Origin of the sequence: Pseudomonas phytophila (assembly GCF_025643095.1) — a bacterium.
Lineage (GTDB): Bacteria > Pseudomonadota > Gammaproteobacteria > Pseudomonadales > Pseudomonadaceae > Aquipseudomonas > Aquipseudomonas quasicaspiana.
In genome coordinates, this window is sequence record NZ_CP081201.1 from 1048928 (window position 1) to 1075367 (window position 26440).

27 protein-coding genes are annotated in these 26440 nt (G+C 56.2%); 22 read left to right on the forward strand and 5 right to left on the reverse strand.

Annotated elements, in window-relative coordinates:
- Nucleotides 1–12 precede the first annotated feature (12 nt).
- Complete coding sequence (locus K3169_RS04440) at nucleotides 13–501, reverse strand: DUF3015 domain-containing protein (RefSeq protein WP_099271021.1); 489 nt, start codon at nucleotides 499–501, stop codon at nucleotides 13–15.
- Nucleotides 502–783: 282 nt separating this feature from the next.
- Between K3169_RS04440 and K3169_RS04445 the strand changes: the two genes are divergently transcribed.
- From K3169_RS04445 to K3169_RS04465, 5 genes are all read left to right on the forward strand, one after another.
- Nucleotides 784–3219: a Lon protease family protein gene (locus tag K3169_RS04445; RefSeq protein WP_027901844.1), complete on the forward strand. Its 2436-nt coding sequence runs from the start codon at nucleotides 784–786 to the stop codon at nucleotides 3217–3219.
- A 363-nt stretch (nucleotides 3220–3582) separates the two neighbouring features.
- A complete protein-coding gene (locus K3169_RS04450) occupies nucleotides 3583–3912 on the forward strand; it encodes a hypothetical protein (RefSeq protein ID WP_027901845.1) in 330 nt (109 codons plus the stop codon).
- Between the two features lie 176 nt (nucleotides 3913–4088).
- Complete coding sequence (locus K3169_RS04455) at nucleotides 4089–4577, forward strand: TIGR00645 family protein (protein ID WP_027901846.1); 489 nt, start codon at nucleotides 4089–4091, stop codon at nucleotides 4575–4577.
- 124 nt (nucleotides 4578–4701) lie between these two features.
- Nucleotides 4702–5007 (forward strand): DUF6482 family protein, encoded by a 306-nt coding sequence (locus tag K3169_RS04460; protein WP_263270183.1) that lies wholly within the window; start codon nucleotides 4702–4704, stop codon nucleotides 5005–5007.
- A gap of 174 nt (nucleotides 5008–5181) precedes the next feature.
- Nucleotides 5182–5799: an FKBP-type peptidyl-prolyl cis-trans isomerase gene (locus K3169_RS04465; RefSeq protein ID WP_099271019.1), complete on the forward strand. Its 618-nt coding sequence runs from the start codon at nucleotides 5182–5184 to the stop codon at nucleotides 5797–5799.
- Between the two features lie 80 nt (nucleotides 5800–5879).
- Here the strand turns inward: K3169_RS04465 and K3169_RS04470 are convergent, their stop codons facing one another.
- On the reverse strand, nucleotides 5880–6122 hold the full coding sequence (locus K3169_RS04470; RefSeq protein WP_099271018.1) for a hypothetical protein: 243 nt from the start codon (nucleotides 6120–6122) through the stop codon (nucleotides 5880–5882).
- Nucleotides 6123–6423: 301 nt separating this feature from the next.
- A complete protein-coding gene (locus K3169_RS04475; RefSeq protein WP_027899707.1) occupies nucleotides 6424–7392 on the reverse strand; it encodes a polyprenyl synthetase family protein in 969 nt (322 codons plus the stop codon).
- A 240-nt stretch (nucleotides 7393–7632) separates the two neighbouring features.
- Between K3169_RS04475 and rplU the strand changes: the two genes are divergently transcribed.
- The 5 genes from rplU to K3169_RS04500 all read left to right on the forward strand — a co-directional run bounded on the left by rplU (nucleotide 7633) and on the right by K3169_RS04500 (nucleotide 11565).
- A complete protein-coding gene (gene rplU / locus K3169_RS04480) occupies nucleotides 7633–7947 on the forward strand; it encodes a 50S ribosomal protein L21 (protein WP_003230856.1) in 315 nt (104 codons plus the stop codon).
- Nucleotides 7948–7981: 34 nt separating this feature from the next.
- Nucleotides 7982–8257: a 50S ribosomal protein L27 gene (gene rpmA, locus K3169_RS04485; protein WP_002551972.1), complete on the forward strand. Its 276-nt coding sequence runs from the start codon at nucleotides 7982–7984 to the stop codon at nucleotides 8255–8257.
- 234 nt (nucleotides 8258–8491) lie between these two features.
- The gene (gene cgtA, locus K3169_RS04490; RefSeq protein ID WP_263270258.1) at nucleotides 8492–9715 is read left to right on the forward strand and encodes an Obg family GTPase CgtA; all 1224 of its coding nucleotides are present in this window, start codon (nucleotides 8492–8494) and stop codon (nucleotides 9713–9715) included.
- A gap of 103 nt (nucleotides 9716–9818) precedes the next feature.
- Nucleotides 9819–10937, forward strand: a complete 1119-nt coding sequence (gene proB, locus K3169_RS04495; RefSeq protein WP_231677354.1) for a glutamate 5-kinase — start codon at nucleotides 9819–9821, stop codon at nucleotides 10935–10937.
- 157 nt (nucleotides 10938–11094) lie between these two features.
- Nucleotides 11095–11565, forward strand: a complete 471-nt coding sequence (locus K3169_RS04500; protein ID WP_231677342.1) for a CreA family protein — start codon at nucleotides 11095–11097, stop codon at nucleotides 11563–11565.
- A gap of 249 nt (nucleotides 11566–11814) precedes the next feature.
- On the opposite strand, the gene rpsT is transcribed toward K3169_RS04500, so the two are convergent.
- On the reverse strand, nucleotides 11815–12093 hold the full coding sequence (rpsT, locus tag K3169_RS04505; RefSeq protein ID WP_027899711.1) for a 30S ribosomal protein S20: 279 nt from the start codon (nucleotides 12091–12093) through the stop codon (nucleotides 11815–11817).
- A 252-nt stretch (nucleotides 12094–12345) separates the two neighbouring features.
- Between rpsT and murJ the strand changes: the two genes are divergently transcribed.
- The 6 genes from murJ to ispH all read left to right on the forward strand — a co-directional run bounded on the left by murJ (nucleotide 12346) and on the right by ispH (nucleotide 19750).
- A complete protein-coding gene (gene murJ, locus K3169_RS04510) occupies nucleotides 12346–13884 on the forward strand; it encodes a murein biosynthesis integral membrane protein MurJ (RefSeq protein ID WP_263270261.1) in 1539 nt (512 codons plus the stop codon).
- Between the two features lie 132 nt (nucleotides 13885–14016).
- Nucleotides 14017–14943 (forward strand): bifunctional riboflavin kinase/FAD synthetase, encoded by a 927-nt coding sequence (gene ribF / locus K3169_RS04515; protein ID WP_027899713.1) that lies wholly within the window; start codon nucleotides 14017–14019, stop codon nucleotides 14941–14943.
- A gap of 20 nt (nucleotides 14944–14963) precedes the next feature.
- Nucleotides 14964–17795, forward strand: a complete 2832-nt coding sequence (ileS, locus tag K3169_RS04520) for an isoleucine--tRNA ligase (protein ID WP_263270264.1) — start codon at nucleotides 14964–14966, stop codon at nucleotides 17793–17795.
- On the forward strand, nucleotides 17788–18291 hold the full coding sequence (gene lspA, locus K3169_RS04525; RefSeq protein WP_027899715.1) for a signal peptidase II: 504 nt from the start codon (nucleotides 17788–17790) through the stop codon (nucleotides 18289–18291). The genes ileS and lspA overlap by 8 nt, the downstream gene beginning before the upstream one ends.
- A complete protein-coding gene (locus K3169_RS04530; RefSeq protein ID WP_027899716.1) occupies nucleotides 18284–18736 on the forward strand; it encodes a peptidylprolyl isomerase in 453 nt (150 codons plus the stop codon). The genes lspA and K3169_RS04530 overlap by 8 nt, the downstream gene beginning before the upstream one ends.
- A 66-nt stretch (nucleotides 18737–18802) precedes the next feature.
- Nucleotides 18803–19750: a 4-hydroxy-3-methylbut-2-enyl diphosphate reductase gene (ispH, locus tag K3169_RS04535; protein ID WP_027899717.1), complete on the forward strand. Its 948-nt coding sequence runs from the start codon at nucleotides 18803–18805 to the stop codon at nucleotides 19748–19750.
- 135 nt (nucleotides 19751–19885) lie between these two features.
- Here ispH and K3169_RS04540 read toward each other — a convergent pair whose 3' ends face one another.
- A complete protein-coding gene (locus K3169_RS04540) occupies nucleotides 19886–20383 on the reverse strand; it encodes a GspH/FimT family protein (RefSeq protein ID WP_263270267.1) in 498 nt (165 codons plus the stop codon).
- A gap of 131 nt (nucleotides 20384–20514) precedes the next feature.
- On the opposite strand from K3169_RS04540, the gene K3169_RS04545 reads away from it, so the two are divergent.
- Genes K3169_RS04545 through K3169_RS04570 form a run of 6 tightly spaced genes read left to right on the forward strand, consistent with a single transcriptional unit; the run spans nucleotide 20515 to nucleotide 26418 of the window.
- On the forward strand, nucleotides 20515–20991 hold the full coding sequence (locus K3169_RS04545) for a GspH/FimT family pseudopilin (protein ID WP_263270269.1): 477 nt from the start codon (nucleotides 20515–20517) through the stop codon (nucleotides 20989–20991).
- Nucleotides 20984–21511 (forward strand): type IV pilus modification protein PilV, encoded by a 528-nt coding sequence (gene pilV, locus K3169_RS04550; protein ID WP_231677345.1) that lies wholly within the window; start codon nucleotides 20984–20986, stop codon nucleotides 21509–21511. Before K3169_RS04545 ends, pilV begins: the two co-directional genes overlap by 8 nt.
- Complete coding sequence (locus tag K3169_RS04555) at nucleotides 21508–22215, forward strand: PilW family protein (RefSeq protein WP_263270271.1); 708 nt, start codon at nucleotides 21508–21510, stop codon at nucleotides 22213–22215. The genes pilV and K3169_RS04555 overlap by 4 nt, the downstream gene beginning before the upstream one ends.
- A gap of 11 nt (nucleotides 22216–22226) precedes the next feature.
- The gene (locus K3169_RS04560; RefSeq protein WP_241151312.1) at nucleotides 22227–22733 is read left to right on the forward strand and encodes a PilX N-terminal domain-containing pilus assembly protein; all 507 of its coding nucleotides are present in this window, start codon (nucleotides 22227–22229) and stop codon (nucleotides 22731–22733) included.
- Nucleotides 22720–25983, forward strand: coding sequence for a pilus assembly protein (locus K3169_RS04565; RefSeq protein ID WP_263270273.1), 3264 nt, complete (start codon nucleotides 22720–22722; stop codon nucleotides 25981–25983). The genes K3169_RS04560 and K3169_RS04565 overlap by 14 nt, the downstream gene beginning before the upstream one ends.
- 12 nt (nucleotides 25984–25995) lie before the next feature.
- Nucleotides 25996–26418 (forward strand): type IV pilin protein, encoded by a 423-nt coding sequence (locus K3169_RS04570; protein ID WP_122807588.1) that lies wholly within the window; start codon nucleotides 25996–25998, stop codon nucleotides 26416–26418.
- Nucleotides 26419–26440 lie beyond the last annotated feature (22 nt).

The window sequence follows — 26440 nt, forward strand, 5'->3', positions numbered from 1 at the left end:
GGCGCAACGAGCTTATGCCTGGGTAGCGTACTTGGCCAGGGTCGGATCGTTTTTCAGTACGTCGATGGTGTTGGTGTGAACGTCTTCAGCGGTGGCGTCTGCCTTGCTGAAAATCTGGTTGAAGTGCTCGTGGGTGACAGCGGCGAAATGCGCACGGTCTTCCGGTGCAACGCCCAGCACTACCGCGTAAGTAGTCAGTGCTTCGCCTTGACCCATGGCCATGTCCTTGGAGAGCTCGTCCATCATGCCGTTCATGGCAATCCAGGATTTACCGCCGTAGGTCAGTGCGCTGTTGGTGGAGCAGCCGTTGGTGCCCGAGGTCATGCCGAAAGTGGCGTTGCCCGAAGTACCGTTAGTGGTTGATGCGAGGAAATGAGCGGGAGTACCGCGTTGACCTTCGAACAACATGTTGCCCCAGCCGCAGTCCGGGCCACCAGGAGCCTGGGCCATAGCGTTGATGGAAACAGCTGCGAAGAGACTACCAAGAAGAATCCGTTTCATAGCTTTATTCTCTTTATATTCAACCAAGGGTCAGGGTTCATGGCTTAAGTTGCGCCAAGGCGGCCAGCGTTAAATGTCTGGTGCGCCAAAGTTGGAGCTTAGGCGCTATCCAAGGGTTCCGCCTTTTATTACAAAATGTTCATCAAAAAAAGCTCATTGATATAACGCTCTGGCCAGCGTACCGCAGGGTTTGTGACGACTTGAGTTTTTTACTGTCTTGCAAGTCGAGTCCAGCGAGCGCCAGAATGCCGCCATCTGCCCCGCCTGATGTAAGGATGCCCGATGCCCGATACTGTTGCTGCCAGCCTGCGTCTTGCGCCTGAAGCGCTGACGCGTCCTTTTTCCGCTGAACAGTTCAGCTTTTCGACGACCAATGATCTGGAGCCTTTTCGCGGTGTGCTCGGCCAGGAACGAGCAGTAGAAGCCCTGCAATTCGGTGTGGCCATGCCGCGCCCCGGTTACAACGTGTTTGTCATGGGCGAGCCCGGCACCGGCCGCTTCTCGTTCGTGAAGCGTTACCTCAAGGCCGAAGGCAAGCGTCTTCAAACCCCCAGCGACTGGGTTTACGTCAACCACTTCGACGAACCCCGCGAGCCCCGTGCACTGGAGTTGCCACCGGGCAGCGCGCATCAGTTCATCACTGATATCGGTGGTTTGATCGATAACTTGCTGTCGACCTTTCCGGCTGTCTTCGAGCATCCGTCGTATCAGCAAAAGAAAAGTGCCATCGACCGCGCTTTCAACCAGCGGTATGACAAGGCACTGGACGTCATCGAGCGTCTGGCGCTGGAAAAAGACATCGCTCTGTACCGCGACAGCACCAATATCGCCTTTACCCCGATGCTGGACGGCAAGGCGCTGGATGAAGCCGAGTTTTCGCAACTGCCTGAAGCTGATCGCGAGCGCTTCCACGAAGACATCTCGGCACTTGAAGAGCGGTTGAACGAAGAGCTCGCCAGCTTGCCGCAGTGGAAGCGCGAGTCCAGTAATCAACTGCGTCAGTTGAACGAAGAGACCATCACCCTGGCGCTTCAGCCACTGTTGGCACCATTGTCCGAGCAGTACGCGGAGAACGCGGCGGTCTGTGCGTATTTGCAGGCGATGCAGGTTTACCTGTTGAAGACCGTGGTCGAGCAACTGGTCGACGACAGCAAGACCGATGCTCAGGCGCGCAAGCTGCTTGAAGAGCAATACAGCCCGAGTCTGGTGGTGGGTCACGCAGCCAGCGGCGGCGCTCCGGTGGTGTTCGAGCCGCATCCGACTTACGACAACCTGTTTGGCCGTATCGAATACAGCACCGATCAGGGCGCGCTTTACACCACCTACCGCCAGTTGCGGCCAGGTGCATTGCATCGCGCCAACGGTGGGTTCCTGATTCTCGAAGCGGAGAAAATGCTCAGCGAGCCTTTTGTCTGGGACGCCCTCAAGCGCGCCCTGCAATCGCGCAAACTGAAAATGGAATCCCCGCTGGGTGAGATGGGGCGTCTGGCTACGGTCAGCCTCACGCCGCAAGTGATCCCGTTGCAGGTCAAAGTGATCATTATCGGTGCGCGGTCGCTGTATTACACGCTGCAGGACCTGGATCCGGACTTCCAGGAGATGTTCCGGGTACTGGTGGATTTCGATGAAGACATCCCGATGTACGACGAAACCCTTGAGCAGTTCGCCCAGTTGCTGAAGACCCGTACTTCGGAAGAAGGCATGGCGCCATTGACGGCGGACGCGGTGGCGCGTCTTGCGACCTACAGCGCTCGCCTCGCCGAGCATCAGGGGCGTCTCTCGGCGCGAATCGGTGATTTGTTCCAGTTGGTCAGCGAGGCGGATTTCATTCGCCAGTTGGCTAACGATGAGCAGACCGACGCGGGCCATATCGAACGAGCACTCAAGGCCAAGGCCACGCGGACCGGTCGTGTGTCTGCGCGGATTCTCGACGACATGATGGCTGGCATCATCCTCATCGACACTGACGGTGCGGCGGTCGGCAAGTGCAACGGGCTGACGGTGCTGGAAGTGGGTGATTCGGCCTTCGGGGTGCCAGCGCGGATTTCCGCCACGGTCTATCCGGGCGGCAGCGGCATCGTCGATATCGAGCGTGAGGTTAACCTCGGCCAGCCGATTCACTCCAAAGGCGTGATGATCCTGACTGGCTATCTGGGTAGCCGGTATGCGCAGGAATTTCCGTTGGCGATTTCGGCGAGTATCGCGCTGGAGCAGTCTTACGGTTACGTGGATGGCGACAGTGCGTCGTTGGGCGAGGCGTGCACGCTGATTTCGGCTTTGTCGAAAACCCCGCTCAAGCAGTGCTTTGCAATCACCGGCTCGATCAACCAGTTCGGTGAAGTGCAGGCGGTGGGCGGGGTCAACGAGAAAATCGAAGGATTCTTCCGTCTCTGCGAGGCGCGCGGTCTGACGGGCGAGCAGGGCGCAATCATCCCGCAGGCCAACGTGGCGACACTGATGCTTGATGAGCGTGTGCTGCAAGCGGTGCGCGCCGGGCAATTCCACGTTTATGCCGTGCGTCAGGCGGATGAAGCCTTGAGCCTGTTGGTGGGCGAGCCTGCCGGTGAGCCGGACGAGAATGGCGAGTTCCCGGAAGGCAGCATCAACGCCCGGGTCGTCGAGCGTCTGCGCGATATTGCCGAGATGCTCAGCGATGATGATCTCAGAGAGGAGCTGGAGAAGGAGCCTGCGCAACTGGCACCGGAACTCAAGGCTTAACCACGGAAGTGGCAACGCCTTCTGTGGGAGCGAATTCATTCGCGAATACGGTATGTCAGCCGACGATGATGTTGACCGTGCAGACCCCTTCGCGAATGAATTCGCTCCCACCGGTCCTCAATTCAGCACGATTCCTGTAGGAGCTGCCGAGGGCTGCGAACGACGGAGTGTCAGGAGCATCGCTTCGCAGCCTTCGGCAGCTCCTATAGACTTCGATGGCTACCGATGCGCCGTTCATCCCCCTCAACTTTCCCAATTCATCTTTTCCTCTATTCTGTTTCCGTACCACGGTTGTCAAAGGGACTGACGCGCCTTAAAGCATTTTTCAATGCGGCGAACACCGTAGCCAACGAGGAGCTCGCCATGTCGCGTAGCCTCTGCCTTACCCGCCAATGCCTGGGTCTGATGACCCGGATCGAATGTGTGATACGCCCCCTTTCTGGTGACAATGGCATGTGGACGTTGCTATTTGCTGCTGGCATGACTGGGGAACAACCCTCTGCGATCAAGACTCAAGGGCCTTTTCCCGGGGCTCCGGCTGCCGAGTCAGTGATGTTGGCGATTGCCGAGAGTCTGACTTCCAGCGGTTACGAAGAAACAGACGATATGCCTATCTGGAGCCTGCACCTGCAGGGCGAGTTACGCCGGATCAATAGCGATTCATCCGGGGCCCAGCGTTCTTCCCCTTTCTAGGCTCATTCAACCTGCGCTACGACGTTACCTTGCGATTCATATGATCCATATGGAAGGCTGCAGTAGTAACGTCGGATCTTCACTTTCAATCCGTCATGCGTGGCTTTAGGTCACATTCTGCGAATCGTCGGGTGGCTGGTATACTCGCCGCCATCTCCACGCATCTGTGAGTTCAAATGGAACGTTTTGTCGAAAATGCCATGTACGCCTCCCGCTGGCTGCTGGCCCCTCTGTATTTCGGTCTGTCCCTGGGTTTGCTGGCACTGGTACTGAAGTTCTTTCAGGAGATCTTTCACGTCCTGCCCAACGTGTTTGCGTTGGCCGAGGCTGACCTGATTCTGGTCTTGTTGTCCCTTATCGACATGGCGCTGGTGGGTGGCCTGTTGGTGATGGTGATGATCTCCGGCTACGAAAACTTCGTGTCGCAACTGGACATCGACGAGGGCAAAGAGAAGCTCAACTGGCTGGGCACCATGGACTCTTCGTCGCTGAAGATGAAAGTTGCCGCCTCCATTGTTGCGATTTCCTCCATTCACCTGTTGCGGGTGTTCATGGACGCCAAGAACATCGAGCCGCAGTACCTGATGTGGTACGTAATCATCCACATGACGTTCGTGGTATCGGCATTTGCCATGGGTTACCTCGATAAGGTCACCAAGCACTGACATCGCTGCTCTCATTGCTTCACATCGCCGCCCGCCCATTGAAAAATGGACGGGCGGCGTCGTTTCAGGGTGTCGAAATCCGTTACCTTGTTTAGCGATCGTGTTCTTGAGCGAGGAGTTAAAAGTGACTGAAGATGAATTGGCAGTACATCTCAATGCCGGCAGCATCGACGAGCTGAACCTGATTTCCATCGAGGGCGGGATTTATCTGCTGGAGGCGCGCATGCAGGGCATCGTAGAGCTTCTCAGGGGCGAGCGAGGCGAGACGGTCCGGTTACGTTCGGTCGAGCATGCTCGCGAGCTACTCAAAGACTTCACTCCTGTGCCGTTTCATCTGGTTCACGCGGTGGTCCACGACGAAATGTGCGGCATGCCGGTGGATAAGCGCGAAGCGCTACGAGTGCCGATCAGCTTTCATTCGAAGTGGTAGTTTTTGTTTTTTGTAGGAGCTGCCGAAGGCTGCGAACAGTAGTGTGCCAGGAATATCGCTTTCGCAGCCTTCGGCAGCTCCTACAGTGGCGTATGCAGGTACTTCATGTGCTAGGCTGCTCGGCCTTTTGATACGGAGTGCCTGGTTCAGGCATTCCTTTAGCGGAGCAGTGATATGTCCGAAGTCAACTTGTCCACCGACGAAACTCGCGTCAGCTACGGCATTGGCCGTCAGTTGGGCGGCCAACTGCGCGACAACCCTCCGCCGGGCGTTAACCTGGATGCGATCCTGGCTGGCCTGACCGATGCGTTCGGTGGCAAGCCAAGCCGTGTTGGCGAAGAAGAAATGTCCGCCAGCTTCAAGGTGATCCGCGAAATCATGCAGGCTGAAGCCGCTGTCAAGGCTGAGCAGGCTGCTGGTGCTGGTCTGGCTTACCTGGCTGAAAACGGTAAGCGCGAAGGCGTTACCACTCTGCCATCCGGCCTGCAGTTTGAAGTGCTGACCACCGGTACTGGCGCCAAGCCAACCCGTGAAGATCAGGTTCGCACTCACTACCACGGCATGCTGACTGACGGCACCGTGTTCGACAGCTCCTACGAGCGTGGCGAACCAGCTGAATTCCCGGTAGGTGGCGTTATTGCTGGCTGGACTGAAGCGCTGCAACTGATGAACGCTGGCAGCAAATGGCGTCTGCACGTACCGAGCGAGCTGGCTTACGGCGCTCAGGGCGTTGGCAGCATCCCGCCGCACAGCGTGCTGGTATTCGACGTTGAGCTGCTCGACGTTCTCTGATCGATTTCATATCGGTTCAGTAACGGGCAGGGCGAGTCTTGCAGGCTCGCTCTGCTCTTGTTTCAGCGGCTGGCGTCATGTCAGTGCAATTCCGCGATCGGGCGCAACGCTCGGGCATAGCAGAACAGAAATAGATTGCGCACCAACTCTTTCAGCACGATCGGCTCGCTTGAACTCAACTCGTTGACGTCCAGATCCCCTTGATCGCGCAGTTCATCCAGCGCTTCCTTCTCCAGCACGGCACACACTTCCCCGGTTTCGCGATGCAGAATTCGCAGGTAAGGGTGAGGGCGGTCCAGCCATGCATCGATCAAATACGTCATGTTGCTTCTCCTTGAAAGGTTTCAATGAGAATAATTCTTATTGGCAGAATAGCAAGTCTCTATTGAGAATAATTCGCATTTTAGTGCCGGGTGGTTGATTTGGGTCAGATTGGGACATTGAATTTTGGTTCTGTGGGAGCTGGGCTTGCCCGCGATAAGGCTGAATACGGTTCACCTTTAGATCGCGTGCAGCCTTATCGCGGGCAAGCCCAGCTCCCACAGGATCGCGATATTCAGCACGTTTTCATTTGCCAACAAAAAGCCCGTCACAGGGACGGGCTTTTTTAACAGCTCATGGCGATCAGTGGGTACGGGCCACCGCAAACTCGCTCAGTTCAACCAGTGCGTCGCGGTATTCACTCGGCGGCAGGGCATCCAGGCATTTGATGGCGCGAGCGACGTAATCGCGGGCCAGCTGCGCGGTGTAGTCCAGCGCACCAGCGCTTTCTACGGCGCTGCGAATGCTTTCCAGATCTTCCAGGCCACCTTTCTGGATGGCCTGACGTACCAGGGCAGCCTGTTCGGCAGTACCTTCGCGCATGGTGTAGATCAACGGCAGGGTCGGCTTGCCTTCGGCCAGATCGTCACCGACGTTCTTGCCCAGGGTTTCAGCGTCGCCACGGTAATCGAGAAGGTCGTCTACCAGTTGGAAAGCGACGCCCAGGTGGTCACCAAAGGTGCGCAGCGCTTCACTTTGCTCTTCGGTGGCGTTGCACAGGGCTGCGGCGCTATGAGTCGAGGCCTCGAACAGCATGGCTGTCTTGCCGCGAATCACCTCCATATAGATCTCTTCGGTGGTGCTTGCGTCGCGCACTTTAGACAGCTGCAGCACTTCGCCTTCGGCAATGACCCGGGTCGCTTTCGAAAGGATCTTCATGACGGGCATCGAGCCCAGTTCGACCATCATTTCGAAAGAGCGGGAATAAAGGAAGTCACCGACCAGCACGCTTGGCGCATTTCCCCACAGCGCGTTGGCGGTGGAGCGGCCGCGGCGCATGCCCGACATGTCGACCACATCGTCATGGAGCAGTGTCGCGGTGTGCAGGAACTCGATGGTAGCAGCCAGCAGACGGACGTCGTCGCCCTCGCGGCCAAGCGCTTTGCCACAGAGAAGAACCAGCAGCGGACGCAGGCGTTTGCCTCCAGCCGAGGTAATGTAGTCGCCGATTTTCGAGACCAACGGTACCCGCGACGTCAGCTGCTTCTTGATAATGACGTCGACGGCACTAAAATCGTCCGCCACAGCGCGGTAGAAGGCTTGAGGTTGCATCAGCGAGGGGTGCTCCAGAAGGGTTGCGCCGCATGCTAGGTTGCGGGTCAGAGCGTGTCAAGGTATGACATCCCGCCTCTTGCAACCGTTTGATGCCTTGCGTACAATCGCGCACCCTAACTTTCCTGGGCAGCACCTGCCTTACGCAATTGCCAACGGGCCTTTCCAGCCCCAGGCAGCCATGCCAGCCGATACTCTACTTATAAAGAGCTGGGTGAGCAGGATTTTCGGAGAAATACCATGTCTTATGCAGTAATCGTTACCGGTGGCAAGCAGTACAAAGTTGCCCCAGGTGAATACCTGAAGATCGAAAAACTGGAAATCGCTACTGGCGAATCCGTTACCTTCGATCGCGTTCTGTTGGTTGCCAACGGCGACGACGTTAACATCGGTGCACCTGTTGTTGCCGGCGCTACCGTTGTAGCTGAAGTGATCTCGCAAGGTCGTCACGACAAGATCCGCATCATCAAGTTCCGTCGTCGTAAGCACCACATGAAGCGTATGGGCCACCGCCAGTGGTACACCGAGATCAAAATCACCGGTATTCAGGCTTAATTTCAGCCTAATCCCTCACTAGGAGAATTGACTCATGGCACACAAAAAAGCTGGTGGTAGTACCCGTAACGGTCGCGATTCAGAAGCCAAACGCCTTGGCGTGAAGATGTATGGCGGCCAGGCTATTATCCCGGGCAACATCATCGTGCGTCAGCGCGGTACCCAATTCCACGCTGGCTACGGCGTTGGTATGGGTAAAGATCACACCCTGTTCGCGAAAGTGGAAGGCGTGATCAAGTTCCAGGTTAAAGGCGCCTTCGGTCGTCGCTACGTGAGCATCGTTCCGAAGACTGAAGTCTCCGCAGCGTAATCATGCAGCAGCTGGAAAAGCCCTGTCTCGCGACGGGGCTTTTTCGTTTTTGAAGGTTGTTGGCTACAGGCTTTAAAAGGCTTTGGTGAGTCTCTTGCAAAACTGTTTGTGCGGGCTGTTGTGATGTTGACCTGTGAGGTCACTGGTTTTTGATCGGTATCGCAACGCTCATTTTTGCAAGAGTCTTATGTATTTATGTTGTTCTGCTCGTCCCTGTGGCGGGAGGCGTGCGTTATGAAATTTGTAGATGAAGTATCCATTCGAGTAAAGGCCGGTGACGGTGGCAACGGTTGCATGAGCTTCCGTCGCGAAAAATTCATCGAAAACGGCGGTCCTAACGGCGGTGATGGTGGTGATGGCGGCTCGATCTTCATGGTCGCCGACGAAAACCTCAATACCCTGGTTGACTACCGTTACACCCGTCACTTTGATGCTGAGCGCGGTTCCAACGGCGGCAGCGCTGACTGCACCGGCAAGAAGGGTGAAGAGTTGGTGTTGCGTGTGCCGGTAGGTACTACGGTCATCGACGCCAGTACCCAGGAGATCATCGGCGACCTGACTAAAGCTGGTCAGCGTTTGCTGGTGGCAATGGGTGGGTGGCACGGTCTGGGTAACACCCGATTCAAGTCCAGTACCAACCGTGCGCCACGTCAGACTACGCCGGGCAAGCCGGGCGACCAGCGTGACCTCAAGCTTGAGTTGAAAGTATTGGCTGATGTGGGTCTGTTGGGTTTGCCGAACGCTGGCAAAAGTACCTTCATTCGCTCTGTGTCTGCTGCCAAGCCGAAAGTCGCTGACTATCCGTTCACTACCCTGGTGCCAAACCTGGGTGTGGTCAGCGTCGATCGCTGGAAGAGCTTTGTGGTTGCGGACATTCCAGGTCTGATCGAGGGCGCTTCCGGTGGTGCAGGCCTCGGCATTCGCTTCCTCAAGCACCTGGCGCGTACTCGCTTGTTGCTGCACCTCGTTGATATGGCCCCGCTGGATGAGAGCAGCGCTCCGGATGCTGCGGAAGTCATCGTTAACGAGCTGGTCAAGTTCAGTCCTTCTCTGGCTGAGCGTGATCGCTGGCTGGTGCTGAACAAATGCGACCAGATTCTCGAAGAGGAGCATGAAGCTCGCGTCAAGGAGATCGTTGATCGTCTTGAGTGGACAGGTCCTGTCTACGTGATCTCGGCCATTGCCAAAGAAGGCACCGAGCAGCTTAGCCGCGACATCATGCGTTATCTCGAAGAGCGTGCTCAGCGCATTTCTGAAGAGCCCGGCTATGCTGAAGAGCTGGCGGAGCTGGATCAGCGCATCGAAGATGAGGCGCGTGCTCAGTTGCAGGCACTGGATGACAAGCGTGCATTGCGTCGTAGCGGCGTGAAGAGCGTGCATGACATCGGTGAAGATGATTGGGACGAAGAAGATGAGGATGATGAAGACGGTCCGGAAATCATTTACGTCCGTGACTGATCCTCTGCAGTAAACTAGACGCCGCTTAGAGATAAGCGGCGTTTTTGTATCTGATATCTTGAATTTGTATCTACCAAAATTCTCTGGCTAAGGTTGGAAGATGATGCGCAGCAAAGTGACAGGTGCCCGACGCTGGGTCGTAAAGATTGGCAGTGCCTTGCTGACTGCGGATGGCAAGGGGCTGGATCGTGCGGCGATGGGTGTTTGGGTCGAGCAGATGGTGGCGCTGCATGAGGCGGGCGTTGAGTTGGTCCTGGTTTCCTCCGGGGCTGTGGCTGCCGGTATGAGCCGTTTGGGCTGGACGTCGCGACCCAGTGCCATGCATGAGCTGCAAGCTGCCGCTGCAATTGGTCAGATGGGGCTGGTTCAAGCGTGGGAGTCCAGCTTTGCCGAGCATGGCCGCCATACGGCGCAGATTCTGCTGACTCATGACGACCTGTCCGATCGCAAGCGCTACCTGAATGCTCGCAGTACGCTGCGTACTCTGGTTGATCTGGGTGTCGTTCCAGTCATCAATGAAAACGACACTGTCGTGACCGACGAAATTCGCTTTGGCGACAACGATACCCTGGCGGCGTTGGTGGCGAACCTGGTTGAGGCCGACTTGCTGGTGATCCTCACGGATCGCGACGGCATGTTCGATGCCGATCCGCGTAACAATCCTGAAGCGCAGTTGATCTACGAAGCGCGTGCTGATGATCCGGCCCTTGATGCTGTTGCGGGCGGTACGGGTGGTGCGCTGGGTCGTGGTGGCATGCAGACCAAATTGCGTGCTGCACGATTGGCGGCTCGTTCGGGGGCTCACACGGTGATTGTCGGTGGGCGCATTGAGCGCGTGCTTGCGCGCCTTAAAGGCGGTGAGCGTCTGGGGACGCTGCTGTCTCCTGAGCGTGAAATGCTCGCAGCTCGCAAGCAGTGGCTGGCGGGGCACTTGCAGACTCGCGGCACTCTGGTTCTGGATGAGGGTGCCGTGGCTGCGCTGAGCAAGGATCACAAAAGTCTGCTGCCTGTTGGGGTCAAGCTGGTCCAGGGCAGCTTCCGTCGTGGCGAAATGGTTGTGTGCGTTGCGCCTGACGGTCGCGAAGTTGCGCGTGGGCTGAGTAACTACAGCGCTCTTGAGGCGCAGAAAATTATTGGTCAGTCGTCGGAAGCGATCGTGCGTGTGCTGGGCTATATGGCTGAGCCTGAGCTGGTGCATCGGGATAATCTGATTCTGGTTTGAAATCAGCTGATACATCGTCGTTCTGGCGAAACGGGATTCCGGTAGGAGCGAACTTGTTCGCGAGCAGTTGTATGTGTTGTGGCGAAAGCCGTCTCGCGAACAAGTTCGCTCCTACCAAGTGTGAATTGGCCGGATATCTCAAGATAAGGAACACGTAATGCGCGTAACGAAGGGACTGCTCGGGGCTTTGCTGGTGTTGCCGATGCTGGCTTCTGCGGAAGAGATTGGTCAGGTGTCGACGGTGTTCAAACTCGTTGGCCCGAATGATCGAATTGTGGTCGAGGCTTTTGATGATCCCAAGGTCGATGGCGTGACTTGCTATCTTTCGCGCGCCAAGACGGGTGGGGTGAAGGGTGGTCTGGGTCTGGCCGAAGATCGCGCCGAGGCATCCATCGCTTGTCGTCAGGTCGGCCCCATTCATTTCAAGGGTGAGTTGAAGGACGGCGACGAGGTCTTCAAAGAGCGCACTTCCCTGGTGTTCAAAACCATGCAGGTTGTGCGCTTCTTCGATAAAAAGCGTAATGCGCTGGTTTATCTGGTGTACAGCGACCGGATCATCGAAGGAAGTCCGCAGAATGCGGTGACTGCGATTCCGATTCTGCCGTGGTCTCCTGCTCCCGCGCCGTGATGCTGTTCCTGGCACCGCGCTGTCCTTGGTCGGCATGCGGCTTGTAGGAGCGCGCTTGCCCGCGATTGCGTCAGAGCGGCCCATGCATTCATTGGTTGATAGAATCTAGCCGCGGGCAAGCGCGCTCCTACAGGTCCTGTGTCTACCTCGTGACGGTGTGGTGTTAGGAGTAACTGCGATTATTCAACAAATTGCAGGCAACAAAAAACCGACCCTTGGGTCGGTTTTTTTACGGCTTAAGCTTATCGCTTAGGCTGCAGCAGCAACGCTCAGGTCTTTGATGTGACCGTTCAGGCGGCTTTTATGACGAGCAGCTTTGTTCTTGTGGATGATGCCTTTATCGGCCATACGGTCGATAACTGGCACGGCCAGAACATAAGCAGCTTGTGCTTTTTCAGCGTCTTTTGCGTCGATGGCTTTAACTACATTCTTGATGTAGGTACGAACCATGGAACGCAGGCTGGCGTTGTGGCTGCGACGCTTCTCAGCCTGTTTTGCACGTTTTTTGGCGGAAGGTGTGTTGGCCACCGTCGAGCTCCTCGAAAGACTTTTTAGGGAATAGCTTACAAAATAGGCCGCGAATCATGCCGATGACTGGATTGATTGTCAAGGGGTGGTGATCGGTTCCGCCGAGTGGTCGCTATGTTCGACCGGGATATTTATTTCCGGTGCGCGACCTGTAAACTCGCCGGCTTTGCCTCTGTGCTTTTGCGGCGCGGAGTATCGCATAAATGGACAGGTTTATCGCCCTGTCCTTTAGCCAAGGCGCTAAATTCTTCAATGAACCTACTCAAATCGTTGGCTGCCGTCAGCTCTATCACCATGCTTTCCCGGGTGTTGGGCTTCGTTCGAGACACTATTATTGCGCGCACATTTGGCGCGGGAATGGCGACGGATGCCTTCTTTATTGCTTTCAAATTGCCGAATCTGCTGCGCCGGATTTTCGCTGAAGGTGCGTTCTCTCAGGCCTTCGTGCCGATTCTGGCGGAATATAAAAGCCAGCAAGGCGAGGAGGCGACGCGCACGTTTGTCGCGTATGTCACCGGGCTCCTGACGCTGGTCCTGGCGTTGGTCACGCTGCTGGGGATTATCGCTGCGCCTTGGGTGATTTGGGCCACTGCGCCGGGTTTTGTCGATACGCCGGAAAAATTCGCGCTGACCACTGACCTGTTGCGCGTGACCTTTCCTTATATATTGCTGATTTCCCTGTCGTCGCTGGCGGGCGCGATTCTCAATACCTGGAACCGCTTTTCGGTCCCGGCCTTCGTGCCAACGCTGCTGAACGTCAGCATGATTTTTTTCGCCCTGTTCCTCACGCCTTATTTTGACCCGCCGGTAATGGCGCTGGGCTGGGCGGTTCTGGTCGGGGGGCTTTTGCAACTGCTCTATCAACTGCCGCACCTGAAAAAGATCGGCATGCTGGTACTGCCGCGTCTGAATCTGCATGACACTGGCGTGTGGCGGGTAATGAAGCAGATGCTGCCTGCCATCCTTGGCGTCTCGGTCAGTCAGATTTCTCTGATTATCAATACGATATTTGCCTCGTTCCTTGTCGCCGGTTCAGTCTCCTGGATGTACTACGCCGACCGTTTGATGGAGTTGCCGTCCGGTGTGCTGGGTGTGGCGCTGGGTACTATTCTTCTGCCGATCCTGTCGAAAACCTATGCCAGCAAGGACCGTCAGGAATATTCGCGGATTCTCGACTGGGGTCTGCGCCTGTGTTTTGTGCTGGTCCTGCCGTGCACGCTGGCGCTTGGGATTCTGGCTGAACCGTTGACCGTTTCCCTGTTTCAATACGGTAAATTCGACGCCGTCGATGCGGCCATGACCCAGCATGCGCTGATCGCTTACTCGGTGGGGTTGCTGGGCATCATTGTGATTAAAGTGCTCGCACCGGGGTTTTACGCCCAACAAAATATTCGCACCCCGGTGAAAATCGCGATTTTCACCCTTATTGTCACTCAACTGCTTAACCTGGTCTTTATCGTACCGCTGCAGCATGCCGGTCTGGCCTTGGCGATCAGCGTTGGCGCCTGCATTAATGCGATGCTTTTGTTCTGGCAGTTGCGCAAGCAGGATCTGTTTCAGCCGCAGCCAGGATGGACGAAGTTTCTCTTTAAGCTGTGTCTGGCGGTCGGGGTGATGTCTGGCGTGCTGCTTGGTCTGATGCATGTGATGCCGGCCTGGAGCGACGGGCAGATGCTTGAGCGCTTCATTCGTCTCGGCGGGCTGGTGGCGGCTGGGGTTGTGGCCTATTTCGTGACCCTGTTGTTGTTGGGTTTTCGCCTCAAGGATTTCGCCCGCAGCGCAGTACTGTAAGCAATAGTTGTAACGGGTAGTCGTCGGTTTTTCCCGTCGTGGAGCGATGACTATTGTTTTGCCTTGGCGTGTTCCTGTCGTCCGGGGCTGTGTGTGGTTATAATCGGCCACTTTATGAGCAAGAAGTGCGTTATGCAGCTGGTTCGAGGCCTCCATAATCTTCGCCCCCAGCATCGGGGCTGCGTCGCCACCATTGGCAACTTTGACGGTGTTCACCGGGGCCACCAGGCTATCCTGGCTCGCTTGCGTGAACGTGCGGTCGAGTTGGGAGTGCCCAGCTGTGTGGTGATTTTCGAGCCGCAGCCGCGTGAGTTCTTTGCTCCGGCCACTGCTCCGGCCCGTCTCGCACGCTTGCGTGACAAGCTGGAGCTGCTGGAGGCCGAGGGCGTTGATCGGGTGTTGTGTCTGGCGTTCAATCAGCGCTTTAGTAAGCTCAGCGCGGCAGAATTTGTCGATACGATATTGATCGACGGGCTCGGCATCCAACATCTTGAGGTAGGCGATGATTTCCGGTTCGGTTGCGACCGAATGGGAGACTTCGACTTCCTGCAACAAGCGGGCGATGCCCGTGGTTTTACGGTTGAGGCGGCGCAGACCGTCGAAATCGATGGCGTTCGCGTCAGCAGTACCAAGGTGCGTAATGCCCTGGCCGTGGCGGATTTCGCTTTGGCCGAGCGCATGCTCGGGCGACCGTTCCGGATTACCGGACGTATCCTGCACGGCCAGAAGCTGGCTCGGCAGTTGGGCACTCCCACCGCCAACGTGCAGCTCAAACGGCGTCGTGTGCCGCTGACCGGGGTTTATCTGGTCAGTGCAAGCATTGATGGCAAGACCTGGCCGGGCGTCGCCAATATTGGCGTGCGTCCGACCGTGGCAGGTGATGGCAGTGCCCACCTTGAAGTACATCTTCTGGACTTTGCCGGTGATCTTTACGACCGGCGTTTGACGGTGGCTTTCCACCATAAGCTGCGTGATGAGCAGCGTTTCGCCTCCCTGGAGGCGCTCAAGACGGCAATCAATGCGGACGTCGCCGCCGCCCGTGCCCATTGGCATGGCTAACCGCTAATCAAGAGCCTGAAATGACCGACTACAAAGCCACGCTAAACCTTCCGGACACCGCCTTCCCAATGAAGGCCGGCCTGCCCCAGCGCGAGCCGCAAACTCTGCAGCGCTGGGACAGCATTGGCCTGTACCAGAAGCTGCGCGAAATTGGCAAGGATCGTCCGAAGTTCGTTCTGCACGACGGTCCTCCTTACGCCAACGGCTCTATTCATATCGGTCACGCCGTTAACAAGATTCTCAAGGACATGATCCTGCGCTCGAAAACGCTTTCGGGTTTCGACGCGCCTTATGTTCCGGGTTGGGACTGCCACGGTCTGCCGATCGAGCACAAGGTTGAAGTGACTCACGGCAAGAATCTGTCTGCGGACAAGACTCGCGAGCTGTGCCGCGCTTATGCTTCCGAGCAGATTGAGGGGCAAAAATCCGAATTTATCCGTCTGGGTGTTCTGGGCGACTGGAGCAATCCTTACCTGACCATGAACTTCACCAACGAAGCCGGCGAAATCCGGGCGCTGGCGGAAATGGTCAAAGGTGGCTTCGTGTTCAAGGGCCTCAAGCCCGTGAACTGGTGCTTCGACTGCGGTTCGGCTCTGGCTGAAGCAGAAGTCGAATATCAGGACAAAAAATCCTCGACCATCGACGTGGCGTTCCCGATCGCTGACGAAGAGAAGCTGGCCAAGGCATTCGGTCTGGATGCATTGAGCAAACCTGCGGCCATCGTGATCTGGACCACCACCCCGTGGACCATCCCGGCCAACCAGGCGCTGAACGTTCATCCCGAGTTCGAATACGCGCTGGTTGATGTTGGCGACAGGCTGCTGGTGCTGGCCGCAGAGCTGGTTGAAAGCTGCCTGACCCGTTACAAGCTAGAAGGCTCGGTGATCGCCACTGCGAGCGGTGCTGCGCTGGAGTTGATCAATTTCCGTCACCCATTCTACGACCGCCTTTCGCCAGTCTACCTGGCTGATTACGTCGAGCTGGGCGCTGGTACTGGCGTCGTTCACTGCTCGCCTGCTTATGGCGTCGACGACTTCGTGATCAGCAAAAGTTATGGTTTGACCAACGATGACATCATCAGCCCGGTGCAAAGCAACGGTGTTTATGTTGAGTCGCTGGAGTTCTTCGGTGGCCAGTTCATCTTCAAGGCGAACCAGGCGATCATCGACAAGCTGGCCGAAGTCGGCAGCCTGATGGACACCGAAACCATCACCCACAGCTACATGCACTGCTGGCGTCACAAGTCGCCGCTGATCTATCGCGCTACCGCGCAGTGGTTCGTGGGTATGGACAAACAGCCTGAGTCCGGTGACACCCTGCGTGAGCGCGCGGTAAAGGCTATCGAAGACACTCAGTTCGTTCCGGCATGGGGTCAGGCGCGCCTGCACTCAATGATCGCCAACCGTCCTGACTGGTGCATTTCGCGTCAGCGTAACTGGGGCGTGCCGATCCCGTTCTTCCTGCACAAGGAAAGCGGTGATCTTCACCCGCGTACCGTTGAGTTGATGGAAGAAGTCGCCCAACGCGTCGAGAAAGAAGGGATCGAAGCCTGGTTCAAGCTGGACGCCGCCGAGCTGCTGGGTGACGAAGCGTCGAAGTACGACAAGATTTCCGACACGCTGGACGTCTGGTTCGACTCCGGTACTACGCATTGGCACGTGCTGCGCGGTTCACACCCGATGGGTCATGAGACCGGTCCACGCGCCGACCTGTACCTTGAAGGTTCCGACCAACACCGTGGCTGGTTCCATTCGTCGTTGTTGACCGGCTGCATGCTGGACGACCACGCGCCGTACCGCGAGTTGCTGACCCACGGCTTCGTCGTCGACGAAAACGGTCGCAAGATGTCAAAGTCGCTGAACAACGTAGTGGCACCGCAGAAGGTCAACGATTCGCTGGGCGCAGACATCATGCGTCTGTGGGTGTCGGCGACCGACTACTCTGGCGAAATGGCTGTTTCCGATCAGATCCTGCAACGCAGCGCTGATGCCTACCGCCGTATCCGCAACACTGCCCGCTTCCTGCTCTCTAACCTGAGCGGTTTCAATCCGGCGACCGATATCCTGCCGCCGGAAGAAATGCTGGCGCTGGATCGCTGGGCGGTAGACCGGGCCTTGCTGCTGCAACGCGAGCTGGAAGAGCATTACGGCGAATACCGTTTCTGGAACGTGTATTCCAAGATCCACAACTTCTGCGTGCAGGAGTTGGGTGGTTTCTATCTGGACATCATCAAGGACCGCCAATACACCACGGCCGCTGACAGCACTGCACGTCGTTCCTGCCAGACCGCGCTGTTCCATATCTCCGAAGCGCTGGTGCGCTGGATCGCGCCGATCCTGGCATTCACTGCCGACGAGCTGTGGCAGTTCCTGCCGGGCGAGCGTAACGAATCGGTCATGCTCAACACCTGGTACCAGGGGCTGAGTGAAATGCCGGCTGACTTCGAGCTGGACCGCGCCTATTGGGAGCGGATCATGGCAGTGAAGGTCGCGGTCAACAAGGAAATGGAAAACCTGCGTGCAGCCAAGGCGATTGGCGGCAACCTGCAGGCCGAAGTGACTCTGTATGCTGAAGACGCACTGGTCGCGGACCTGTCGAAACTGAGCAACGAACTGCGCTTTGTGCTGATCACCTCCACGGCCAGCGTCGCGCCATTGCTCGATGCTCCAGCCGATGCGGTAGTGACCGAAGTGGCGGGTCTGAAGCTCAAGGTGGTCAAGTCCGGTCATGCCAAGTGCGCCCGTTGCTGGCATCACCGTGCTGACGTGGGTGTGAACCCTGAGCACCCGGAAATCTGCGGCCGTTGCGTAGACAATATCAGCGGTGCAGGCGAGGTTCGTCACTATGCCTAATACAGGTTATGGACGTTTGGCCTGGCTCTGGTTGAGCCTGTTGGTCCTGGTCGTTGACCAGGCCACCAAGTACTACTTCGAGCACCGCCTGGAGTTGTACGAGCAAATCGTGATCATCCCTGACTACTTCAGCTGGATGCTTGCTTACAACACTGGCGCGGCGTTCAGCTTCCTGGCCGACAGCTCGGGCTGGCAACGCTGGCTGTTCGCCCTGATCGCTGTCGTGGTCAGTGTGGTGCTGGTGGTCTGGCTCAAGCGTTTAGGGCGTGATGACACCTGGCTGGCCATTGCTCTGGCATTGATACTGGGCGGCGCGCTCGGCAACTTGTACGACCGTGTCGCTATCGGTCACGTCATCGATTTCATTTTTGTTCATTGGAAAGAGCACGGCTTCCCGGCATTCAATATCGCTGACAGCGCAATTACTGTTGGTGCGATCATGCTGGCGCTGGACATGTTCAAGAGCAAAAAAACCGGAGAAACCGTTAATGACTGAACAGTTATTGACCGAGCAACGCATCGGTCAGAACACGGAAGTCACTCTGCATTTTGCTTTGCGCCTGGAGAACGGCGAGACAGTCGACAGCACCTTTGACAAGGCTCCGGCCACGTTCAAGGTGGGTGACGGCAACCTGCTGCCTGGTTTTGAAGCGGCGCTGTTCGGTTTCAAGGCTGGAGACAAGCGCACTGTGCAGGTTCTGCCGGAAAATGCCTTTGGTCAGCCGAACCCGCAAAACGTACAGATCATCCCGCGTTCGCAGTTCCAGGACATGGAGCTGTCGGAAGGCTTGCTGGTGATCTTCAATGATGCGGCCAATACTGAGCTGCCGGGTGTGGTGAAAGCTTTCGATGACGCGCAAGTGACCATCGACTTCAATCACCCGCTGGCGGGCAAGACCCTGAGCTTCGAAGTGGAAATCTTCGAGGTCAAGGCGCTTTAAGCACGCTTGAACCTGAGCCCGGCCTGCTACGGCCGGGCTGTTTCGCACGTAGACACGAGGCCCCCCATGCAAATCAAACTCGCCAACCCCCGCGGCTTCTGCGCTGGAGTGGATCGTGCGATCGAAATCGTCAATCGCGCCCTGGAAGTGTTTGGCCCGCCGATCTATGTGCGCCATGAAGTGGTTCATAACAAATTCGTTGTCGAAGACCTGCGCGCTCGTGGCGCGATCTTCGTCGAAGAGCTGGATCAAGTACCTGACGACGTGATCGTGATCTTCAGTGCCCATGGCGTTTCGCAAGCCGTACGTACTGAAGCGTCGGGTCGTGGCCTGAAAGTGTTCGATGCGACCTGTCCGCTGGTGACCAAGGTTCACATCGAAGTCGCACGTTATAGCCGCGACGGTCGCGAATGCATTCTGATCGGCCACCAGGGGCATCCGGAAGTTGAAGGCACCATGGGGCAGTACGATGCAAGCAACGGTGGTGCGATCTATCTGGTCGAGGATGAAGAGGACGTCGCCAACCTGCAGGTGCGTAATCCTGAAGCGTTGGCGTTCGTGACCCAGACTACGTTGTCCATGGACGACACCAGCCGCGTTATTGATGCTCTGCGCACGCGATTCCCGGCGATTGGTGGGCCGCGCAAGGATGACATCTGCTACGCCACGCAAAACCGGCAGGATGCGGTCAAGCAGTTGGCCGACGAGTGCGACGTGGTATTGGTGGTTGGCAGTCCGAACAGCTCGAACTCGAACCGGCTGCGTGAGCTGGCCGAGCGCATGGCAACCCCGGCCTATCTGATCGATGGCGCTGAAGACATGCAACGCGCGTGGTTCGATGGCGTCGGGCGCATCGGCATCACCGCAGGTGCCTCCGCGCCGGAAGTGCTGGTGCGTGGCGTGATTCAACAACTGCACGCCTGGGGCGCGACCGGTGCTGACGAGCTGGCTGGCCGCGAAGAGAACGTGACCTTCTCGATGCCCAAGGAACTGCGGGTCAAGTCGTTGTTGTAATCTGGCAAACACACTCTGTAGGAGCTGCCGAAGGCTGCGATCGCTGTATGTCAGGTTAAATGCCTCGCAGCCTTCGGCAGCTCCTACGGAAAATGCGTTTGCAGGTGGAAGTCTGTAGGACCCGATTCAGATGACTTAACCGCAAAGCTCTTCCGGCTTCGTTCCACTCTCAATTTGGACCCTGCCGGTTTTGGCCATCACCACCGCGTGGTGGCTGACCGCTTCTTTCGCGTCGCAAATGAACAACTTTCCTGCAACAAAGCCATTACCTGCTGGAACACCCAGCGCGTTAAAGCGAATTTGCCTGACGAAATGAAAATTTCCAAAAATCGGCACTTTCCCGCTTCGAGTGCGCTCCGTCAGCACCAGATCATCTTCACTGCCTTTCGGGTCCGCTACGATCTGCCAGCCCTTGCTCCAATCCTCATCAATCGCCCGGATCACCACGGACTGACTTCGTAAAATCGCTTCCGTGCGTGCTGTGCGTATCCCGCTGGCCAGTTGTTGCGCGGCATCAATGCGGCGCTGGCTCATCAGGAATTCGCTGAAAGCCGGAGCGGTGAGGGTGACAACTATTCCGATGAGCAGCATCGTCACTGCCAGCTCAATGATCGTGAAACCTGCGTGTTTCATACATTTCCCTCCCTGGAAATTCTCATTTGAATGCCATGCGGGCATTCGTCCCTGTCAAACTACCGTACATCCTTGTTTACAGTTTCGGGCGGGGATGCTGTCCTATAGTCGTAACGTCTAGGAGACACTCAATGACCCAGCGATCCAAGGGGTTCACCCTCGTCGAATTGTTAATCACTGTGTCGTTGGTTGGGATACTCGCGGTTATCGCCATTCCCAGTTTCAATAGCTCGATACAGAACTCAAAAGCCGATACCGAAATCAGTGATCTTCAGCGCGCCCTCAACTTTGCGCGGCTTGAGGCGATAAACCGTGGAGTGAATGTTCAGGTGCGGCCCAGCGTCGACGGTGCAGGCTGGAATACTGCGCTCAAGGTGGTTCCGTCTTCCAATGTAACCGGTGCCGCTTTGCGTGTGACTGCGCCGATGAGCAGTGGCGCCGGGCTCGCGGTCCCCAATGTCAACCTGATCGAGTTCAATAACCTCGGCGGCCTTTCGGCTCCGGCCACGGCGGTTGCAATGACTTACACACTAGGCACGACTATCACCAAGACTGTGTATGTATGCTTGAACGGCCGAATTGTTTCGAGTGGGAATTGCGATGGGTAAGGGACGAAAGAGCCGTCAGGTTGGCATGACGCTGATCGAGGTGTTGGTGTCGGTGTTGATATTGGGCATTGGCCTCTTGGGGGCTGCGGCCATTCAATTGAACGCCCTTAGGTACACCGACAGCTCGGCCATGACCAGTCAGGCGAGCTTCATTGCCTATGACATGATGGATCGTATTCGGGCGAACATGGATGGCAATGCGACTAACAGTGGCTCCACTGTTTTGGCCAGCTACGGCCTGGCATCGCTGGCCGGTGCGCCCTCTGCGGCTAACCCTAATGATGCAGTTGCTCAAGACAAGTTTGACTTCAGTAGCAATATCACAGCATTTGCGGGCGCGGCGGGCGCGGCCAGCAGTGTCGTGATCGACAAGCGGGTTGTGACTATTACCATCACTTGGGATGACACCCGGGCAGCGGCCGCGAGCGATACCGGTTTGGGTAAAACCGCTAGCGCGACCAATGCGCGACAGTTTGTTCTGACCTCGCGTATTGGTGTCGATGATGTGGTGGCCCAATGAAGAACATAGCCCGGGGTTTTGGCCTGGTCGAGATCATGGTCGCGCTGGTGCTTGGTTTGATTGTCAGTATGGGGATCGTGCAGATTTTCATCGCTTCCAAAGGTACGTATCAGTCTCAGAACGCTGCTGCACGGATGCAGGAAGATGCGCGCTTTGCTCTCAGCAAAATGATGCAGGAAATCCGTATGACCGGAATGTACGGCTGTCTGAGGTTTGATACGCCTGTCATCGCCCCTGCAATCGCAAAGCCTGACGAACTTAATAATCCGATTCTTTGGGATAACGCCACCAACACGCTGACGCTGATCACCGCTGACGTTGGTACATCGGGTGGCGCGCCTACCTGGACTGTTCTCTCGAATTGCAAGACAACCTCCCGGCTCTATAACGGGGTACGGGCAGCAAACGCTGGCGAAACCAGTTTCCCCATCCGCAAGATCACTTACATCCTGAGTGGAAGTGATCTTAAGGTGAAAGTCGGCAATGGTAACGATGCAGCACAACCATTGATAAGTAACGTCAGTAGATTCACCGTCGACTTTGGTATAGCCGGGTCGCCGATGTCCTATACCGGTGTTATTAACAGTACCGCCTTGGCATCCAATATTCGCAGTGTGCGTTTGAGCCTGACGTTATCTGATCCGACAGGCAAAGTGCGCAACCAAACCTACAACGTCGTTGCCGCTTTGCGTAACCGGTTCTGATGAGGATTGCCATGAAAAGAAGATTACTTGTTGCCCCATCAGCATTTCCCCGGCAACAGAAAGGCATGGTGCTGTTACTCAGCCTGGTCTTTTTACTGCTATTGACGCTGGTCGGTGTTTCGTCAATGCAGAACGCGACGTTGCAGGAAAAAATGGCGGGCAGCGTGAGCTTGCGCAATCTGTCTTTTCAGGCCGCAGAAGCGATATTGAGACGTGGCGAGTCGAGAATTCAGCAGGCCGGGTATACCTTGGCTCCTTGCACCGATGACATCAGTTGCGCCCCGCCAAATGATTCGACAACTGTGATCCGGGCAGGCAACAGTTCTGCCGGGGTCCCGTGGATTGCGGAAGGAGACGGCTTTTATTTGATACAGAACCTTGGCACTACAGCCACTCCAATGAATACGCCTCCTAGCTGTTCGGCCAGTAGCTCCTTCACGCTTTATCGCGTGACAGCAAGCATCTTTTATCAAGGGGCGTCGAGAACGGTATTGGAGAGCATTTATGCCTTTTGTTAAGTCGTCGGGCCGTTTACTGAAGTACCTCTACGGTGCATTACTGGCGTTGTACCTGACAGCCCCCGCTTATGCATTTACTCCCGCGCAAGTGCCGTTGCTCAGCTCTCCGGCTGTGCCGCCGAACCTGATGTTGTTGGTGGATAACTCGGGGAGTATGTACAACATTATTTGGTCGTCGTCCTTTGATTCCCGGGTAAAACGTACAGACGTCAGCTATTTTTCAACTCAATGCGTGGATATCACTGGGGCCATCGTCATATGTCCCTTCGAGACCACGATTTCGGGAGATGAGACATTAACTCTGGGAGATATCAACAGTAGCGGCGTTCTCTTGGGGATTTCACTGAATTGCCTGCTTGGCGGTGTGCCTGTTCGCCGCACTGGCACCACTTATTGCCTGGATTTGCCGGACCCAGCGGGTAACGGCCGCACTCGTTACACCGCAAACTATTTGTCGTGGTTAATTGATTCCGTTCGGCCTGTCAGAGTGTCTCTTATTGGTATCGGGCTCGTGACGATTTATTACAAAGACTATACCGATGGCAGCATTCCCAATGACTATCGGATGAATGTTGCCAGATCCGTCGCAACCAATCTAGTAACCAACAATACTTCGCTGCGTATCGGCCTCGCACAGTTCAATGAACCCATCGACGGCGGCGACCGAGGCCCTGGCGGTCGCATTTCGAGGGTGATCAATGACCTTTCACCGGTGACAGCAACGACTTATCAGCCGAATGGTGTCAATCAGGCACAAGCCAATATAAATATCACTAATTTGAAGAATGCTATTACAGCGCTGGTGCCTACAGCCAATACGCCACTGGCTGAAACCTACTATGAGATAACCCGCTATTTTCGCGGGATGACGTCCTATTCCCCGCGCCAGCAGACAACTTACACCAGCCCGATTCAATACCGGTGTCAAAAGAACTACGGGGTCGTCATCACCGATGGTTTACCCACGTATGACAGAACTTTTCCCAGTAATGATCCGGATGACGTTGCTGATACCTCCCGCTCTCTACCTAACTGGGACAACGTCGCCAACGATGGCACCAACCCGATCACCAGCAACAGTGCAGGCGGCGATGATGAGGGCGACACGCTTTATCTGGATGATCTGGCCCGGTTTGCTTACGACATTGATATGCGCAAAGCTGGAAACGATCTGACGGGCAAAAGCTGGGACACCACAGGTTTCAACGTACAAAACATGAGTACTTACACCATTGGCTTCACGACGTCATCGGATCAGATGCTGATTGATGCCGCAGATGACAGCCATGGTCGCGGCAAGTATTACCAGACCGGTGACAGTGCCGGACTAACCGCTGCATTGAATCTGGCATTGGGTGATATTTATGCCAAGGCCGGATCGGGTGGCGGCGGGGCGACCAACTCGGCCACTTTGAGCAGCGGTACGCGCTTCTACCAGACGATGTACGACCCCAAGGACTGGCACGGCACGCTCAAAGCATTCAATCTCAATGCCACAACCGGCGCGTTGAGCACTGCTTTATGGAATACAGACAGCCTGATTACCAGCTCGTCTCCCGGCCCGCTTTTCGAATCCTGGAATACCGTGTCAGGCGCCAAGATGGTTCTCGATTACAACAACCTGACCGGCGCCCAGAAAACTGCGTTCGACGCCACGTTGACCAACTTGCCTAGCGGAGTTACCGGCGCGCAAGTCGTGAACTGGAGCAAAGGCACCGCCAATGCAAGGCTGCGTGCCCGCACGATTCTGCTGGGCGATATTATCAACTCGCCTTTGATCCCGGCGCTGCCAACCGACAAGACTTCTGCTGATATGGCGGGCAACACGACGTATTCGACTTATTTGACGAGAAAAGCGTCGAATATGAATTACAACCTGCTGGTTAACGCCAACGACGGGTTCTTCAACGTCATCAACCCCGATAACGGGGCGCGACGCTATGCGTACATGCCTTCTACTTCGTTGGCTTCGCTGGCGACCATTGCCTCAACAACCTATGGCTCCGGCACTCATAAATTTACGGTCGACGGCCAGATTGCGGTTTTTGACACTCAGGCAGGAACATCCTGGCGCACTATTGCGTTTGGCGGCACAGGCGCGGGAGGCAAAGCTTTTTTTGCGATCAAACTCTTCGAGAGCGATAACTCGATCCAGGCACTCTGGGAGGTGAAGGCTCCGGATACTTCGACGCCTGCCAATCTCTTCAACAATCTGGGTTACGCCTACTCCAAACCTGACGTTGCACGGATGGCCGATGGTACGAGCATCGTAGTGATGGGCAATGGTTATGGCAGTTTTACCGGCGACGCGTCGTTGTTCGTGCTCAATGCCAATACCGGTGCGCTGATCAGGGAGATCCCTATTCCAGCGTCAGCAAAGCTGGCGGACAACGGGCTGTCTTCCGTCAAACTGCGAGTCAATGCGCAAAACGTCGTGCAGGCGGCTTATGCGGGGGATTTGAAAGGACGCTTGTGGAAATTCGACATGAGCAGTTCCTCCGCAGCCAACTGGAGCGTGGCCTTCAGCGGCAAGCCACTGTTTACGGCCACTGCACCGGATAACACCCCGCAACCTATTACCGCTCAGCCGTTGCTGCTGGATCATCCTCTCAACGGCAAGATGGTTTATTTCGGCACTGGCAAGTTCAGCGAAATCACTGACAAGACGACTAACAGCCAGCAAGCGTTTTACGCAATATGGGATGGGGATGCGGCTACTGGCGGGTACGTCCAGAACAATCTGCAACCGCAAAACATTACCGGCACAATCACGGGGAATGGTGCGACTTACTTCACGACGTCCAATAACGATGTGGACTGGACCCTTAGAAAAGGCTGGTACATGACCTTGTCCACCACGGATCCCTACGTGGGTGAGCGTATCATCTACCCGGCGCAAACCAGCCGTGGCCGGATAATATTCACAACGGCGGCGGTGAACTCCAGCGACCCTTGTGAAAGTACCGGCATCGGGCGTCTGTTCGAGCTGGATGCAGCCAAGGGGGGCATGCTCAATTATCAGGTCCTGGATACCAACGGCGATGGCAGGATCGACTCCGCCGATACAATAGTTGCCGGTATTGGCATTGGTACGGGCATCCCGAACCTGGCTGCAATTGTTTCGGGCACTTCCGGCCGCGATGACACCAAGTACCTGATCGATTCGAGTGGCGGCCAAGCTACCTCGTTGCAGGAAAAAGGCGGCCCTGCCAACATTTATCAGCGCATCATGTGGCGGCAAATACAGTAAGGAATACGGTGTATGCGAAGCAGATCAACAGGCTTTACCTTGATCGAACTCATGATTGTCGTAGCGATTGTGGGTATTCTGGCGGCCATCGCGTATCCCAGCTATACGGAATACGTCAGGCGTACCCACAGGGCGGAAATTGCCAGCTTGTTGAATGAGCAGGTTCAGGCGCTGGAGCGTTTCTATTCCCGCAATGGCCAGTACTCCAACGTAGCGGCGGCGGGAGGGAATGCGGCCGTGAACCTGGTGCTTTCGCAGGGTAACGCTTATTACACAATTGATCCGAAGCGGGATCCGCAGGCTTTTACCCTGACCGCGACCCCAATCGCCGGCTCGATGATGAACGGTGACAAATGCGGTAATTTCATCATTACCAATACCGGTGCTATCAGTAACTCAACGGGTCTTGCGAGCAAGGATTGCTGGGGCCGCTGATCCCCCAATTCTTTTTAACGAG

Excerpts from the sequence above, each read along its gene's own strand:
- K3169_RS04545 (WP_263270269.1), top strand. The coding sequence starts at position 20,515 with ATGACCCAGCGATCCAAGGGGTTCACCCTCGTCGAATTGTTAATCACT.
- K3169_RS04540 (WP_263270267.1), bottom strand. The coding sequence starts at position 20,383 with ATGAAACACGCAGGTTTCACGATCATTGAGCTGGCAGTGACGATGCTG.
- ribF (WP_027899713.1), top strand. The coding sequence starts at position 14,017 with ATGCAGCTGGTTCGAGGCCTCCATAATCTTCGCCCCCAGCATCGGGGC.
- K3169_RS04570 (WP_122807588.1), top strand. The coding sequence starts at position 25,996 with ATGCGAAGCAGATCAACAGGCTTTACCTTGATCGAACTCATGATTGTC.
- K3169_RS04565 (WP_263270273.1), top strand. The coding sequence starts at position 22,720 with ATGCCTTTTGTTAAGTCGTCGGGCCGTTTACTGAAGTACCTCTACGGT.
- proB (WP_231677354.1), top strand. The coding sequence starts at position 9,819 with ATGCGCAGCAAAGTGACAGGTGCCCGACGCTGGGTCGTAAAGATTGGC.
- pilV (WP_231677345.1), top strand. The coding sequence starts at position 20,984 with ATGGGTAAGGGACGAAAGAGCCGTCAGGTTGGCATGACGCTGATCGAG.
- K3169_RS04455 (WP_027901846.1), top strand. The coding sequence starts at position 4,089 with ATGGAACGTTTTGTCGAAAATGCCATGTACGCCTCCCGCTGGCTGCTG.
- ileS (WP_263270264.1), top strand. The coding sequence starts at position 14,964 with ATGACCGACTACAAAGCCACGCTAAACCTTCCGGACACCGCCTTCCCA.
- K3169_RS04440 (WP_099271021.1), bottom strand. The coding sequence starts at position 501 with ATGAAACGGATTCTTCTTGGTAGTCTCTTCGCAGCTGTTTCCATCAAC.
- K3169_RS04470 (WP_099271018.1), bottom strand. The coding sequence starts at position 6,122 with ATGACGTATTTGATCGATGCATGGCTGGACCGCCCTCACCCTTACCTG.
- rpmA (WP_002551972.1), top strand. The coding sequence starts at position 7,982 with ATGGCACACAAAAAAGCTGGTGGTAGTACCCGTAACGGTCGCGATTCA.
- rplU (WP_003230856.1), top strand. The coding sequence starts at position 7,633 with ATGTCTTATGCAGTAATCGTTACCGGTGGCAAGCAGTACAAAGTTGCC.
- K3169_RS04560 (WP_241151312.1), top strand. The coding sequence starts at position 22,227 with ATGAAAAGAAGATTACTTGTTGCCCCATCAGCATTTCCCCGGCAACAG.
- K3169_RS04555 (WP_263270271.1), top strand. The coding sequence starts at position 21,508 with ATGAAGAACATAGCCCGGGGTTTTGGCCTGGTCGAGATCATGGTCGCG.
- ispH (WP_027899717.1), top strand. The coding sequence starts at position 18,803 with ATGCAAATCAAACTCGCCAACCCCCGCGGCTTCTGCGCTGGAGTGGAT.
- K3169_RS04445 (WP_027901844.1), top strand. The coding sequence starts at position 784 with ATGCCCGATACTGTTGCTGCCAGCCTGCGTCTTGCGCCTGAAGCGCTG.
- K3169_RS04475 (WP_027899707.1), bottom strand. The coding sequence starts at position 7,392 with ATGCAACCTCAAGCCTTCTACCGCGCTGTGGCGGACGATTTTAGTGCC.
- lspA (WP_027899715.1), top strand. The coding sequence starts at position 17,788 with ATGCCTAATACAGGTTATGGACGTTTGGCCTGGCTCTGGTTGAGCCTG.
- K3169_RS04500 (WP_231677342.1), top strand. The coding sequence starts at position 11,095 with ATGCGCGTAACGAAGGGACTGCTCGGGGCTTTGCTGGTGTTGCCGATG.
- cgtA (WP_263270258.1), top strand. The coding sequence starts at position 8,492 with ATGAAATTTGTAGATGAAGTATCCATTCGAGTAAAGGCCGGTGACGGT.
- murJ (WP_263270261.1), top strand. The coding sequence starts at position 12,346 with ATGAACCTACTCAAATCGTTGGCTGCCGTCAGCTCTATCACCATGCTT.
- K3169_RS04450 (WP_027901845.1), top strand. The coding sequence starts at position 3,583 with ATGTCGCGTAGCCTCTGCCTTACCCGCCAATGCCTGGGTCTGATGACC.
- K3169_RS04465 (WP_099271019.1), top strand. The coding sequence starts at position 5,182 with ATGTCCGAAGTCAACTTGTCCACCGACGAAACTCGCGTCAGCTACGGC.
- K3169_RS04530 (WP_027899716.1), top strand. The coding sequence starts at position 18,284 with ATGACTGAACAGTTATTGACCGAGCAACGCATCGGTCAGAACACGGAA.